Here is a 15,326-nt window from a genome sequence, read left to right on the forward strand (position 1 = left end):
GGGAGCACCGAAGTCTTGCGACTCCGGCTACTTTCGTGCGGCTCCGGTTACTCCATGACGACGCCGATTAGCGATGCTCGCCGATCCAGGACTGCAGTTCCGCTTTGCTCATGAAGCCGGTTTCGTCCGCAACGACTTCGCCGCTGCGAACGAGAAGCATCCGGGGAATCCCTGTGATTTGAAACTCTTGAGCCAAGTCGGGGTTCTCATCAACATCGATCTTCAAGACTTCGACATCGGCGGGAAGTTCACCGGCGAGCGATTTCAATTCTTGGTCGACACTGCGACAAGGACCGCACCAGGTCGCTCCGAACTTCACCAAGACCAGTTTGTCTTGATTGACGATCTCTTCAAATCGAGCCGGGCTGATGGCGACGGCCGGTTCGGCAGTCGTCCGATCGCCCAAGTTTGGCGGCGTGCAACCCGCCGTTCCCAGCAATGCACTACCACCGAGCAGCAACCCGCCAAGCAGCAACCCTGCGGTCAACAGGTAACCGGACCGGGGTTTGCCGGCGGAAAACAAACTTCTTCTCATAACATTGAACTCTAATAAAGGCATCACAAAGGATCTCGTTACCAAGACACAAGCATAACACTTAGCAAAAGGTGAGCCATGCTCGGCATGGTGATGGACCCTATTAAAATGGACATCCGCGAGGAATCACCGCCAAGGCTTCCGTCCCCGGCTATTCCAACACGACGCCGCCACCATTATGCAAGCCCGACGCGCGACGGCTCGTTGATTTAGTGCACGTTTGGGCGTTTTCGTTTAACGGCAAGCCGCAGGCGCCTGCGTTTTCAAACTCTGTCGCCTGCGGCTTGCCGTTAAACGATTAGATCAACAGCCCGTCGCGCTTCGGGCTTGTATCCATCGACTATCAATAGAAGTTGTACGTTTTATTGTAGGGGTCGAAATCCGCGTCGGTCAGTCCGACGTTTACTTGGAGATTCAAGTAGTTGTATTCCTCGATCACGCTGCCAGGTTCTCCGTTTCGCGACGGCCAATCATAAGCCACGTATCGGATCGGCATGTTCAGTTGATCGTCCATGAACACCTGAGCTTGATAGAACTCCGCATCAGGACGCTGAGTCGGTTGGGTCACTTCGAGGACCGTGCAAACGCGGTCTTTCAGCTTCGCACCTTTGCGGAATTCGCATGTCACGTCTTCGTGCGCGAGAGCTTTCTCGCCACGTTCGATCAATTTAATGATCATATTCTCGACGCCGATTTCGGTCATCGGATACCGTTGACCACGCATCGCGAGCATCCCGTCAACCGGCAGATTGACCGTCGGCAGGAACTTGCCTTTGAAGCCACCTTCGTGAGCGATCAGTTTTCCGTCGTTGCGGTTTTCAACGAAGATCACCTCGCGTCCTTGCACCGAAGCCGGTTTGAGAAACGAAATGTATACGCTGAACGGCTGGATCATTTGACCGCCGGAGACCTTTCGGTTGCGGACCTTGATTTGCATGTATTCGTGTTCACCGGTCACTTCGCCGATGCGTTCACGTTTGACCAAGATCGCTGTGTAGTCGTTGACTTCCGAACGAGAGATTTCGAGCGATTGGCGAGCCATGTCCAGGCCACGACGCAGAGCGGCTTTACCAGGCGAGTCCATCGGCATTGCTGATTGCTTGGGAACCGCCATCGCCGCGTTGGCCACGCGATGAACGGGATTAGCCCATTGGCCGGGAGCCCCGGGGGCTTGGGCGGACGCATGCGCGGCGAACGCGCCTGAGACGATTCCGGTCGCGAGACCGAGAAACGTCCGTCTGGGTAGTTGCTGGTTCGGCGAGGGGCGTTGAGACGTGTTCATGACAATCCGTTGTGCAAATCCGGGTAAAGCGGGAGTCCGAGGTCGACCATCCTTGTTATCGACGAACCGTCGATCGTCAGGACAGTGATTCAGGTGATCGCCCAATCGACCGAATCAATCGACACGACCAACACGATGGGCCGGGGCGTCTTCATCGTGAAACTAACAGAAACCGCGAATCCAGGACCAGACGAATCATTCAATTGACTTTCGGGTGTCCGTCTCGCTAACCTGTAGGGGTCAGGCAAAGCCGTCTGGCGAAGTGGAGAGGCCGCTTCGGCCTCAAAGAAAACACAATTTCGAGAGAGAAACCTGATGAAAAACCGTCTTTTATCGCTGTTTGCCGTGTTGATGGTCGCTTCGGTCACCGTCATCGCCGGCGAGACACAACTCGCCAGCGACGTCAATTTGGACGGCGTGAAATGCATCGTCGCTCCTCGTGACGCCCAAGCGAGCAAGTCTGCCGAGTACAAGGAAGGCAAAGTTTACTTCTGCTGCGGCGGTTGCGCCGGCAAGTTTGCCGCTTCAGAAAAGAAGTACGCCACCCAAGCGAACCGACAATTGGTTCAGACGAAACAGTACGTTCAAACCGGTTGCCCGTTGAGCGGTGGTGACGTCGATCCCGCGACTGAGGTGACCGTCGACGGTACCAAGGTCGCGTTCTGCTGTGGCAAGTGCAAAGCCGCCGTCGAAGGTGCCGAGGACAAAGAAAAGTCAAGCATGGTTTTCAGCGACAAGGCATTCGCCAAGGCTTACAAGAAAGCCGACAAGTCGTAAGCTGTTAGGCGAGCGGCGGCAGTTTTTCTACCGTAGCGGGATTCGCAAGAATTCCAATAACAAGCGGGGAATGCTTGCGAATCCCACTACATTGCGTAGGTTTTCATATGCCGCTCGCCTTACTGGCAAGCGTCGATCGCGAACCTGACTTGATCAACGGGCACGTCGCCCACCAATTCGACGTGTCCGATGCGGTCCGGTAAGACGAATCGTAACTTCCCGTGCGCGACTTTCTTGTCGCGAGCCATCACGGGAATCATGGCCTCGGGGTTAGCCTGCGGCCATACCAGTGGAAGTTGGGCATTGTCGAGCAATCGAGTCTGTCGATTGATTAAGTCGGCCTCACACTTGCCCAATGCGACGGCCAATCGCGCCGCCATTTGCATCCCGATCGCGACCGCTTCACCGTGCAGCATCGTTCCATAGCCGGCGGTCGCTTCGATCGCGTGGGCAAACGTGTGCCCGTAATTGAGGATCGCTCGTCGACCCGACGTCTCGCGTTCATCGTCGGCCACCACGCGTGCTTTTGATTGGCAGCTACATGCGATCGCGTGCCGAACCGATTGGGGATCACGTGCGACGATCGCTTGCATGTTGTCTTCGAGGTAGGCAAAGAACTCGGCATCTTCGATCACCCCGTATTTGATCACTTCGGCTAACCCGCTGAGGTATTCACGATCCGGCAGCGTCGCCATGAAGTCGGTGTCGATCCAAACCAGGTGTGGTTGCCAGAACGAGCCGACCATGTTCTTGCCACCGGGTAAATTGATCCCGGTTTTTCCACCCACGCTGCTATCGACCATCGCCAACAACGTCGTCGGCACCTGAACGAAACGCAGGCCTCGGGTGTAAGTTGCCGCCACGAATCCGGCCAGGTCGCCGACCACTCCGCCGCCGACAGCCACGATGACGCTTCGGCGGTCCGCGTTGACTTCGATCAACCGATTCCACAAGCGACCGAGGTTGTCGATCGACTTACTCGTTTCACCGGAAGCCACTTCCAACGCATCGACCCGTCCCACTCGTGCCTGTAAGGTTTTCTGCACCGACGCGGCGGCGGAATCTTTGACGGCGGCATCGTAGACCATGACCGCGTGCGACACGTCGCCGAGACTGCCGAGCAAATGTTCGCCCAGGGTTCCGCCCGACGCATCGCCCGCCTCCACCGCCGTCCCGCTGCCGATCACGATGGGATATCGGCGGTCCCCGAGTTCGACGGGGATGATGGTGGGATCGGTTAGCGGCATCGTATGAGTGAGTTTGGTGAAAGGCTCGGGAGGGATTGTCGTGTCGGGTATGCTACAACGTGTCTGATTATTTTCCTACTGTCCTGTCTTGTTTGAACTGTCCGCATGACTTCTCCCGGTGTTGTTCCCATGTCCGCGAATCCCGATGACGGCGAATCGATTACCGATGCTGCCGCCGACCGCGTCGGTGCATTGCAAGCCGAAAAGTACAATGATCCACGTGCGAAGTTCGGTGCCAAGGGCTGGATGGCGTTGCTCGCGATCGCGATCGGAGCGAGCCTTTTTACCTACTTCAGCGTCGCGGCGAGGCGGACCCGGTTGGTCGAAACAACGCGCTTTTGGGGACCCGAAACGATCACGGCGATCCAATTGGGCGATCACGTGATGTTGTTGCCCAAAGAAGGTTCCGATTTCGAACCTGTCGAACTGACCGCGTTCCCCGGACTCGGTCACCTTCGCAAGGCTCTCTTGCACGAGGATCACTACGAGTGGTCGACCGAGCAAGCGTCGAGTGTGGCGGAGTTGTGTGCGAACGAAGACGACACGCAGTGCGTCCGTTTGGAATTTTCCGACCCGTCGCTGAAGCGATTCGAGACCGCCCGAATCGACATCGAATTGAAACGCGGCATCGTGGGTCCCGCCGATCAACCTCACCGCGTCGCCGTCAACGACCGCGTCCGTCCGGCGCTGCAACATCAAATCGGCCTACTGATGCGGGTCAAACAAAAACGCTACGACCGCCGCGATTGAGTATCGCGGGATCAAGTTGCCGGGCTGACCGGGTATTCTCTGTTCGGCTTCACCAACACGGGTGAACCGAGGGTTGCGCCGAAAAACAGCCCGACGAGCAAAATCGCGAACCACAAAGCTTGATCGCGATAAAGATAGTCTTTGAAGCTAGGTTTGATGGCTCCCGGCACGTGGTTCAATCGATCCAACGTGGCCGCGCGCATCGTTTCGGAGTGTTTCAGAATTCCAAAATGTGATCTTGGTCGCAAATAGGATCGCAATGCCATCACGTCGACCACGTCCGTCGCCCCGTAAGCCTGTATCAAACGTACGGCAGCTTCCGTCGAATGAGGGTCACTGAAGTTCGCTGCGTTGAACGATTCAAATCCGCCCGACGGGTGAAACGGCCGTTTTGATTTGACTTGATGCTCGGCGAGCCAACGCCGCGCATCGGCAGCACGCTCGGCTCGAGACGGATCGCGATCGAGTTGCGTAAGCAACGTTGTGATGATGCTCGCGTACTCGAGCACATGGTAGCTTGCGTTTTGATCATCGAGTGAGTTCCACGTCGCCATCAATCGTGCGGCCACATGATCGCTCTCGAATGAGGTCAGTTGTCCTGTTCTCGCTAAGCCTACGATCATGGGTTCATGCTGGTCGAGGCTCAAAATGCTCGCGTCCGGACCTTCGTCAAGTAGTCGTGCTTTGAATCGCCGGAGTTCCTCGTTGGAGACTAGCTCCGTGATTGGAATGAGCCCTGTCTCGGTAGCAATGCTTGTCAAGTAGCCTGGATAGCGTGTGGCTTGGATATTGGTGAGCATTCGCGGCCGGACGTTCACCGGATCGTATTCAACATTATTTTCTTGTAACCATCGTGCGACAATTCCCCAGTACTTCCACTGGCCAGGTAAGTCCGGTTCAAATGTTTCGACGTACTTCACCATTGTGGCAGTGGTAACCGGTCGCCATAGCGTTTCGGTTCCAAACAAGACGAACAATCCGCAAACAGTCACGAGGAAAACGAACCCAACTGACTTCAAACTTTTTAAACCCTCGCCGTGTCGGGAAACCGGATAGACGAAGATCGCAAGAACCCCCGCTCCTAAGAAACATGTCGCCGCTATTAGCCGTGGATCGAGCAATGAGAATCCGTGCAGACCAGCAAAGGATTGGGATATTTGGGCAAGCATCACCAAGGTCATGATGCAGGAGGCGCCGATCGTACCGCGGTCGACCAGACCCGCCCGACCAAGCGTGACGACTAACGAAGTCGTTGCGATTGCCGAACCGATGAAGGCAAACAGCAGCGGAGTCGTCCAGCCGAAGAAAGGGGATGCCAATGTCAACACGAAGATGATCGCAGCAGCCCAACCGTAGCGGCTCCACCAGTTCTTAACTTCTTCATGGATCTTCGCCGCGTCGGCATCCGCGACGTCGATCGTTCGTTGAACGTTTCGAATGCGTATCAACCCGATAATCGTCACCGCGATCATCAGAATGGAGACCGCCGGGAACGCAAGGATCGCGATCAGTTTCGCAATTCCTCCCTTCAATGCTAATAGCGATTGGGCTGCCGTTGAGCTGCCACCGAGTAAGTTCACGGGCAACACCGAGGCGGCGATCCGAAGGAAAGCGTGCGGTTGATAGCTTGGTTCGTTGACATCCTTCTTTGAACGGCTGGTACGGGCTCGATGTACGCGGTCATGCACACCTTGATCAAACGCGTCTTGGTCGATGTTGAGACAACGTACGGCGGTACGTAGTTGGTCTTCGGGGATTAGCAGGTCGGGGTGATTGATGTTCATAGTAGGATTGCCTTGGCGAGTTGGAGACTGGATGGGGCGGTAATCAACCGCTCGCGAAGTCGGCGGCGGGCTTGGTACAAACGCCCTTCGACTGTCTTGGGCGTTACCGACAAGGTGGCCGCGACATTGGCAACCGAGGTTTCTTCCAGATAGTGCATCAGAATCACTTCACGCTGCTTTCGTGGTAACAATTCGATTTCTCGACGAAGCTGAAGAATTCGAGGGTCGAAAACGGAAGCCTTGGTCGACTCGTCGATGTTCGCCGCCAGTTCCTCCGTTGTGGTTAACCGAAAACGTCGTTCCCGGCGAGATGTTCCACGGCACCAATTTCGATACTTGTTCTTGGCGACGCCACGAAGCCATCTCCCAAAGACATTGGGATCGGTGGTGTCGGCAAGGCAGTCGTGTTGATTCAAGTAAGCATCGGCGAGACTATCCATTGCGAGTTCATACGCATCCACCGGCGGTGCCCCCCAGGATAGGACGAGCCCTATCAAGGGACCGCGAAACCTATTGAGCGCGTCTTCTAATTCCATCGGTGTCCCTCTCAAAGCAGTGCGTTGCATCGGTCTGAAAGGTAGTAACCGATGGACAGCCGAAACACTCAAGAATGTTTTCAAGAATGATGGTTCGTCTCGTTCACATCGGAACCGGAGGGCAAAAGTCGATCATCACCGGCACAATCCCGCATCAATCCGTCAATCACTTGTTCCTCGAAAACCACCCGCATGTGTTGTTCGATGGTCGCTTTCAACTCGTCGTCCCAAGTGGTTTCCGGCACGGGGCCCGTGAACGCGGGTGTGGACTCATCGGCGTATTCCGCATAATCGTTGGCCGACATCCGCCACGGCGTGGCCTGGAAACGGGTTCGCATTTGTTCGACGATCTGCAATCCGACACGATCGAAGTCGCCGTGGTATGCCAACGAGATGCCGTCTCGGTGAAGGGCAGCGAGTAACCCAGCGGCCGCGTGGGACGGTTGGCCTTCGATGCAAATCAGGGGCGACGACCGGCGTCCCAAACGATCCGCCGCGGCGGCGAGCACGGAGGGGTTCTCGCACACGAACACATCTCCACCGACATTCGGTAAAACCGTGGCAGGCTCGAATCGGGGCGGATGCAATCGAAGCTGGCGAAACGTCAATCGACACGGTTCGCCGATCTCCGCGTGGGCATTGAGCGTCCGGTCGATCAGCCCATCGCCGACGCATCGAAGATTCAAGACCAATACCGTCGAGGACAGTTCGTCCGCGATCACGTTGACGCGATTCCACCACTCGCGTTGACTGGTCGGGGGAGCTTCAAGGGGCTCCACGATCGTTTGACCGATCGCCCGGATGACCAATCCGCACAGCGGTCGCTGCGCATCCAAACCGTGCGAATCACCAAGGACCCGGGTCGCGAAAACCGGGAGCGGTGTCGGTGCATCGAGTGGTAACTGAGAGCAGCAATCCACCAATCGGCCGAGCAATCGTCGGCCTTCATCGAGATCACCCCTTGCGGCACGACGCAACGTTCCGTCTCGGCATATCATTTCGGCGAACGATACGAGCGAGAGTTGGTCGGTCGTTTCCCACGCGATCTCGCCGGGTAAAGCCAGCCATGCATCGGTTTCCCGTTGTTGTTCGATCGCTACGTGCCGTGGAGGCCGACCGAGCAGGATCGTGATCGCGGAGGTCAGTCCGTCGGCCACACCGCTATGCCGAACGACGTCGTCGAGTTCACGCAGATTCACTCGCAATGGACCGCCCGGTCGCGGTGGTTTGCCCAGCAGGGAAGTGACCGCTTCGATCGTCGGAGGAGTGGGGTTCTTGATCGTGATCGTACCGGATGCTTGAGGGTTTTTGGCGAGTCGACGATCGAGCCGCGCGATCAACTCGCCTAGCGCCGGATCACCTAGCAAGGCCTGGACGCGATCATTCATCGTTGGCCGCCTCCTCGTCGAACAACGATGCTTGCCGCATTCGTTCGTGTGAATCGTCGACGCGTTTTCCGTTGCCGTTCCAAACCCACCGCGTCGGCAAAATGGCATCGATGCCCCGCCGCGTGGCGAGATGATAAATTGCCAAGGAAGGCATCGTCGGATAACACCCCCATTCGCGTTCGCTCGTCATGACAAAGTCCAGATCGAACTGCACCAACAGGTCCATGAACTTGGCCCGCATTTCGTTATCAATGCCAACGAAGGCTTCATCCATCAGCACGATTCGCGGGGCGATCGAATCGGCCGAATGATAGTACGCCGACAATGCGGCGAGCATCGGGATGATCAACGCCACTGCTCGTTCACCGCCGCTACCGGTGCCGTGGGTGCGTTTGGTCAAACGTTGCCATCGTCCGTCGGTTTCTCGTTCGATATCGAACGAGAACCAAGTTCGATAGTCGAGCGCCTCGGCGAGATGTTGTTGCCACGTGCCGGCGTCGTCGCGGTTGCGGGCTTCTTGGATTTGTCGTTGAAGGAAACCGCCCAGTGCCGTTCGATCGGCGGGGCTCATCGCGGACGGTTTTCTCAACAGTGCCGCGCAAGCAACCTTGATGTCGTCGGCACCCTCTTGGATCGGTTTCCATTTGAAACGCAATCTCATCCCCGTGCTCATCGGCCGCGATTCGACTTCTTCGTTCATGCTTTGACACAACGAATGGGCGTCGCGAATGTTCAAGTGCAACGATTGTGCGATGTCACCGATCAAGCGTTCTTCGAACAGTTCGCGTTCTCGCTGCGTGATGACGGTTTCATGATGGCGAATCTCTTCGGCCAATTGGGTCGCCAAGGTCGTTGGCGAACAAACGACCCCGCCGAAGGGGATCGTGACGACAACAAGATCGTCTTGGGTTTGCGATTGAGGCGTATTGCCGGTCGGCAGCAATGCGTTTTCGAGCGATCGAAATTCCACTTGAATCGTGTTTTGCGAATCGTTCCACACGTCGTCGGATGTGGGCGTGTTGGGCAGTTCCGAACGAATCGCTTTGGCGATGTGAGCGGCCCGGGTCGGCGACCAGGGTGAGTCGGGGAGGTCCTGCGTCACCGCGATTTGGGCCAACCCCGCGTCGGCCAGTTGACTGACGCGAAGAATCGCGGACTCGCGGTCCGACTCGTGTCGACGCAACACCTCCCGCGACGTTTCCAAGCTTCCTTCAAGTTTGCCTTTGGCAGTCGCACGTTCGCTGAGCGTGTTTTGCAATTGCTTCAAGCGCTCATCGAGTGATTGTTCGAGGCGTTCGTTCTCGGCAATCTTGTCTTGGATCTCTTGCACGCTCGCGCCGACGTTCTGTTGCAACGTTTCGAGTTCGGTTTGTTTGGCGGCCAGATCATCGCGGGCGTGTTGGAGTTGTTCGGATCGTTGTCGATCCGTCTCGGTGGCTGCGTGATGATCGCCAAGGTAGCGGTCGTGAGTGGCCCGGTGCCGGCTGACGTCTTGTAAATCACGACGCAGCGACTCGAAGTTTCCAGAAAATGATTGCAACGATTGACGCAGACGTTCCAAGTCATCGAGCCAATCCGTCATCCCCAAGTCGGCCGCGTCGCGATCTCGTCGGGCAACCAGTTGCGATAGTGTGGCGCGGGCTCGCGTGACGATCGACAACTGATCGGACAAGCGTGATTCCGATCGAGAAAGAACATCGTGTGCCGAACGGGCCTGGACCAACGCGTCGAGCAGCTCACGATCCGAGGGAAACGTTTCGACCTGACGATTGATCTGAGTTTGTTGATCGTCGAGAAGTTGTCGTTGAGATTCGATCAATCGCAATTCGGATTCGATGGTCTGGATTTGTTGCGTGATGGATTCGATCAAACGCAAACGGTGTTGTTCGCGTGCGGTCGCGCCGACGTGCTCGGCGATGGGCTTGGACCAATGGCCGTGCGCCGGTCCGATTCGCCATGACCCATCTCGATCGACCCAGGCGTCCGCCGCATCGCGACCGCAGCCGATGCATTCCAATAACCGTCGCACCACATCGGGATGCATGCCTTCGGGAAGCGTTTCGGCCACGCGAAGTACTCGCGACAATTGTTGTTCCGCGTTCGCGATCGGTTTGCCGGCGAGGAGTGTCACGTCGTCGATTCCGTTTCCGGTCAAGGTGCCGTCGAGCGTCACGAACGCGTCGAGCAACCCCGACGCTTCCAAAGCGGCTTCCCAATCGCCTCGTTCTTTTTCGGGCACTTCGTCGCGAAAGTCACACAGTTCATACAACGGTGCACCCGCGCGAGTTGACCGCACGTCGACGTCTCGCGTGTGGGGAATCGGGGGCGGTTGATGTCCGCCGGATCGTAAACGTTCTCGCTGCGTATTCAGTTCGTCCAGGTTTTCACGCAACGATTCGGCTTGCCAGGCGAGCCGTTGTTTCTCGGTCGCGATTCGGGCGAGTGCCGCGTCGATGGCAGGTTTGACGATCGACCACGCCGTTTCTCGGGGGTTTTCTTCCGTTTCGCGTGTTTCGTTCTGGACTGCGTCGTCCTCGAACGTTTCGTCTTCGAACTCGCTCTCTACCGCGAGTTCTTCGCCCAGGTCCGGATGAGTGATGACGGACTGACTTTCGCGTGACCAATGGGCCAATTGATCGCGAAGCGTTTGTCGGGCCAAATCGACTTGAGCTTGGCGTTGGGCTAGCGATGCGGTGGCCTCTTCAACTTGGGTCTCGAATAAGCCTTGCGTTTTGAGTTCTTGTTCGACGGTCGTGGTGGCTCGAGTGATCTCAACTTCAGCTTTTCGTAATCGTTCCAATCCGGTCTGACAGAGATTGATCTGCTGTTCGATTTCACTGAGCGGCTTGGATAGGCTGTCGTGCGTCAATAGGTCTGGCGATCGATCGATGAAACGATCTTTGAGGTTTGCCGGCGTATCGAGCGAAACGAGTGTTTCGATCCGCGTTTCGGTGCGGCGGATCGCGTATTTCAGCTCATCGGCTTCGTTACGTAACCGCTTGCTCGTTTCCGCCAATCGTTCGGCGGCTCGCTCCCTTTCGACATTCGCTTGGTCTTCGGCTTTGGAAAGGCTGACGCATGATCGACGCATGTCGTCGAGTCGCAACGCGTCCTTCATTTCCGGTCGACTGCGGAGGGCGTCGAGGGCGGCGCGAGTCTTGCGGCGATCGGTTTCTGCTTGCGTTTGTTCGAGCATCGTTTGTTCGAATGCCTGCGTCGCTTCCTCGAGTTGCCGCGTGGTGTCGTTGATCGAGCGCAACGATCGTTCGTAACGATTGTGTTCGGACGATAATTCATCCACCCGCCGACGCAATGCGATTTGCAGATAGCGTCGATAGTGCTCGCTGAATCGCTGGGCCCCTGCACCGCTGCGGCGTAGCTCTTCCAGGCGTTCGCGTTGTTCGTCCAAATCCTTCATCGCATCTGCGACTTGGGTCAACACATCAACGGGCAGTGGGGGCAATGCGGTCGATAGTTGCGCGCTCATTCGTTGTTCGTCGAAATCACGCGATAGTTGAGGCACACGCAATTGAATCAACAGATCGATGAGAGAGCGATATCGGTTGCCTAAACGGAACAGCGTTTCATCAACGGCCCGGCGATAGTCGCCCTGTCGCGCATAGATGCGACTGCGATCACCAGGTAGGCGTGACAACGTTTCGTTCAAACGGGATTTGGAAAGTGGGACGGAATCCACAACAAGATCAAGGTCTTCGCCGATGCGTCCGTCCAAGGTAAAGAACCAAGCGTCGGCCGCACCGCGATGTTCGACCGCGTGCATCCCACAACCAAGCGTGAAGTATTGAGGTTGGTCGTCGTCATCGAGTCGGCCGAACTCGATCCAGGTATAGCCGAGTCGATCCCGATGCTTGCCGCCGAGCAGCAGGTTCCATTCGGGGCGTTTGCTGCTGCTGCGATCCGGCTCCATTCGTGTCGGCGACAATTCTGCGTCGAGCAAGAACGGTAGCTGCAATGCGAGCACGCGGCTTTTGCCCGTTCCGTTGTTGCCTCGCAATAACATCCGTCCGTCTTCGTACCAGAACTGTTCATCGGCGTAATGAAACAGATTGATCAACCCGCTACGGATCGGCTGCCACCGAGAACGTTTGGCCGAAGGCATGAGGTCTGTCATGACGATTTTCCTTTCTTGGATCGCTTGATCGATTCCAAGCCGAACCGGCAAATGGCGGGTAAAATCTCGATCCGGTCATCGCCTTCGCTTTGGCGAATCAAGCGAAGCATCTCAAGTCTCATCAGCACTTCACTTAAGAGTTCTTGGCGATCGGATGCCTCGTCCAATCCTTTTCGCCAATGGGTTTGGTGTTCTTTGGCTAGTTTGTTTAAGTGCAACATCAGCATCGAAATCGCAAACGTCGGGCGATCGGATTCCGTTCCACGAAATTGGGTCGCGAGGAACTCTCCGATCAACAGCGTGGCATGACCGACGGTGGCCGCGTCGGGCATCTTGACATCGGTTAATGTGCCGTCAAGATCCAATAACGCAACACCCTCGCGACGGATCTCGGCGACCAAGCCGACGGCATCTTCAATCACCTGCAACAATCGCTGCCGTTGGGATTGCCAATAGGCGAATTCACGTTCGCTGAGTTGGTCAAAGTACAAGACCGGGTTGTCGAGCATCAAACCGATCAGCCGGTGTTCGATTTCGCGAGGTCGCATCTCATCGTCGTCGCGTTCGGAAGGCAACATGGACGTTAATAATTCGGTCATCGCCCGTGTGTCGTGATTCGTGGAGGGATCGAGCACAGTGCCGGGCAAGGAGCGAGGTAAGTACAACACATCGACTAGCAATCCTGGATCGATGTCGTACAAGCAGTCCACCGTATCGCTTTCACCAAACTTGGATTCGTCGCCTTCGACGCGGCTGAGTAAACCTTCGCGCAGCAACATCCGGACGATGCAAACCAACGATCGTCGTGTGGTGGCGGTTTTCAGACTGAATTGAAGGCCTGCCGTCGCTAACTCGGGAATCGATTCGGCGGCGCGGATGATTTCGTCGGCCAGACGTTGTAACGTCGTTTGTCGCCCGGAGGTGTGTAGCACCGAGAGTGCCAAGCACCACATCACGTACCGCGAGCGAGAAAGTGATCCGCCTGCGGAGGCTGGATCGATCGCGCCTCGGGTCGCATCATGAATGTCGACGGTCCGCTTGACCAATCGAGCCGAACCGCTGCGGAGGATCAACGTCCAACCGGTGTAACGGGCGAACCAATTGGACAGGTACGCTTGATGGCGTCGAACTAAGACAAAGCTTTCTTCATTGGCGTAGCTCGATTTGGATTTCGTCGACCGGTCACGACCATCGCCCCGCATTCCATCGCCGAGCGTCAAGATGGGTCGCATCAACAGCGCCCGCAATGCCCGGCGTCGCTCTTCGTGACGGGTCGCATCGAGGACTTCGGAAAGCGGCGAACGGGGACTCTCGTCGGTGGCGATCATGAGTAAACCGTTGGATCGTCGAGGGAGTTGTCGAGAGAATGGTCGAGGGGATAAATGTGGATGAAAAAGTCGGGACCATGAAAGACTCCCCAAGCGGATTCTAGATGGCACGTTTGCTCATCATCGGTCGATCGCAGTTCGATCGCCAGGGCACCATCGGTGCTGGTCGCTTGAACCAGTTCGTCCTCGTGACCTCGCAACGTCAAGGCTTCGCCGAGCAAGTCCAAGAACAACTGAAACGCGGACGCATCCATCGCCGCAAGGACGCTGATCCGCCGGGTGCCGTGAGTGAGCAACGCAGCGTGAGCCTGTTGGATCTGATCCGCCTCCCGTTCTGCTTCGATCCGCAGTCGTGCCAATTGTGGGCGATTGTCGATGATCCGCGGCAATCGCGCCGACCGGGGCACCCGCCCGGTTTTGCGTAAGCTTGGGGCGATCATCAACGGCGGCGAGTCCGACCACGATGTCGTTGGAGCGATCGGTCGCTGGTCCCGATCGATCAACGTCGCGTCGGAAACCGTGAAATGTCGCGCTGGTGCGAGGGCGAAAGCGGTCCGCCACAAGCGATGGGCGTCACGCGAACTGCCGCATCGCGCGAAAGCGATCGCCAACGTTCGCAAATCAGCCGATCGATCGGTCGTGCCGCTGCGACGTTGGTTCAAACGGCTTGCTGCGGCCGCGACTTCTCGAATGCCCGTGCGTGCCAATCCACGTAGTTCGTCGGCTTGAGAAGTCCGTCCGTCGATCGCGACGAACCATCCGACGACGCCCCGCCATCGATCGCCCAGCAAGCCGGCAACGTCGGCGATCCGTTGGGCCGTGACGTCCATCTCATCGATCGTGCGATGCGTTGCGATCGAATGCAGCATCGCCTCGACCATCATCGTGTCGACCGATTCGATCATCCCTTCAGCTTCGGCGGCGACGAGCACGACTTGATTGAGAAACCGTTCAAGGTAATGAACCAAACGTTCTTTAAAGGCCAAGAACGCGTCGACGGACGTGCCACGCAGTTCCACCGTGGCCTGCAAGTTGCGAAAGAACTCTTGAGCCTGGTCGGTTAGCGAATCCAACTCTTGGAACAAACCATCGAGTAACGAACTCGCCTTGGCCGCATCGAACGGTGCCGCGACGGGTTGTTCTTGAGCCTTGGCCATCGCGATCAATTCGGCCAACCGATCCCGCACCGCCGCTAACGCGGTCGCCTGCAAGGACGCGGGCGTGTCGATCAATTGGCGAAACAGTTCGATCGCCCGCATCGCCGCTACACCGGGACCGGTCAATTGATAGTAAAGGTGACGCTTGTAAAAATCCTCCAGCGAAAGGGCCAGTGAATTGTCATGGAAGGCTTCGAGGTTGCCCCACTGGCAAAGCTGGTCCATCGCCGAGGCGACCGATTCCTCGTCGAAATCCCCGCCCGTCGTTTCATTAAGCGAACCGCGAACCTCCGACGCCCGCAGATTCAACTGAAACCCCGCCCGCGCTCGCGCAAACACACTCAAAATCCCCGTATAAAGTTCGGCATTGGGGGCGTTCAGATGGGCGAAACAGGTAATCGACATGGGGT

The 15,326-nt window shown here is 57.0% G+C and carries 11 protein-coding genes; 2 read left to right on the plus strand and 9 right to left on the minus strand.

Going from position 1 to position 15,326, the window contains the following annotated elements; genetic code table 11:
• Positions 1-67 precede the first annotated feature (67 nt).
• The gene (locus Pla100_RS12135) at positions 68-535 is read right to left on the minus strand and encodes a thioredoxin family protein (protein ID WP_146577942.1); all 468 of its coding nucleotides are present in this window, start codon (positions 533-535) and stop codon (positions 68-70) included.
• 343 nt (positions 536-878) lie between these two features.
• Positions 879-1,817, minus strand: a complete 939-nt coding sequence (locus Pla100_RS12140; RefSeq protein WP_146577943.1) for a DUF1571 domain-containing protein — start codon at positions 1,815-1,817, stop codon at positions 879-881.
• A 315-nt stretch (positions 1,818-2,132) separates the two neighbouring features.
• Here Pla100_RS12140 and Pla100_RS12145 point away from each other — a divergent pair, with 315 nt between their 5' ends.
• Positions 2,133-2,594: an eL24 family ribosomal protein gene (locus tag Pla100_RS12145; RefSeq protein ID WP_146577944.1), complete on the plus strand. Its 462-nt coding sequence runs from the start codon at positions 2,133-2,135 to the stop codon at positions 2,592-2,594.
• Between the two features lie 119 nt (positions 2,595-2,713).
• On the opposite strand, the gene aroB is transcribed toward Pla100_RS12145, so the two are convergent.
• Positions 2,714-3,841 carry a 3-dehydroquinate synthase gene (gene aroB / locus Pla100_RS12150; RefSeq protein ID WP_146577945.1) on the minus strand — a complete coding sequence of 376 codons (1,128 nt, stop codon included), beginning with the start codon at positions 3,839-3,841 and terminating at the stop codon, positions 2,714-2,716.
• Positions 3,842-3,946: 105 nt separating this feature from the next.
• On the opposite strand from aroB, the gene Pla100_RS12155 reads away from it, so the two are divergent.
• Positions 3,947-4,591 carry a hypothetical protein gene (locus tag Pla100_RS12155; RefSeq protein ID WP_231602990.1) on the plus strand — a complete coding sequence of 215 codons (645 nt, stop codon included), beginning with the start codon at positions 3,947-3,949 and terminating at the stop codon, positions 4,589-4,591.
• An 11-nt stretch (positions 4,592-4,602) separates the two neighbouring features.
• Here the strand turns inward: Pla100_RS12155 and Pla100_RS12160 are convergent, their stop codons facing one another.
• Genes Pla100_RS12160 through Pla100_RS12185 form a run of 6 tightly spaced genes read right to left on the minus strand, consistent with a single transcriptional unit; the run spans position 4,603 to position 15,321 of the window.
• Entirely contained in the window at positions 4,603-6,375 is a 1,773-nt protein-coding gene (locus Pla100_RS12160; RefSeq protein ID WP_146577946.1) for a hypothetical protein, read from the minus strand.
• A complete protein-coding gene (locus Pla100_RS12165) occupies positions 6,372-6,941 on the minus strand; it encodes an RNA polymerase sigma factor (RefSeq protein WP_197167871.1) in 570 nt (189 codons plus the stop codon). The genes Pla100_RS12160 and Pla100_RS12165 overlap by 4 nt, the downstream gene beginning before the upstream one ends.
• A gap of 50 nt (positions 6,942-6,991) precedes the next feature.
• Entirely contained in the window at positions 6,992-8,299 is a 1,308-nt protein-coding gene (locus Pla100_RS12170) for a TIGR02679 family protein (protein ID WP_197167872.1), read from the minus strand.
• A complete protein-coding gene (locus tag Pla100_RS12175; RefSeq protein ID WP_146577948.1) occupies positions 8,292-12,431 on the minus strand; it encodes a TIGR02680 family protein in 4,140 nt (1,379 codons plus the stop codon). Before Pla100_RS12175 ends, Pla100_RS12170 begins: the two co-directional genes overlap by 8 nt.
• The gene (locus tag Pla100_RS12180) at positions 12,428-13,759 is read right to left on the minus strand and encodes a TIGR02678 family protein (protein WP_146577949.1); all 1,332 of its coding nucleotides are present in this window, start codon (positions 13,757-13,759) and stop codon (positions 12,428-12,430) included. Before Pla100_RS12180 ends, Pla100_RS12175 begins: the two co-directional genes overlap by 4 nt.
• The gene (locus Pla100_RS12185; RefSeq protein WP_146577950.1) at positions 13,756-15,321 is read right to left on the minus strand and encodes a TIGR02677 family protein; all 1,566 of its coding nucleotides are present in this window, start codon (positions 15,319-15,321) and stop codon (positions 13,756-13,758) included. The genes Pla100_RS12180 and Pla100_RS12185 overlap by 4 nt, the downstream gene beginning before the upstream one ends.
• Between the last annotated feature and the right edge of the window lie 5 nt (positions 15,322-15,326).

The sequence above is a fragment of the Neorhodopirellula pilleata genome (assembly GCF_007859915.1).
In the GTDB taxonomy this organism is placed as follows: Bacteria; Planctomycetota; Planctomycetia; order Pirellulales; family Pirellulaceae; genus Rhodopirellula; species Rhodopirellula pilleata.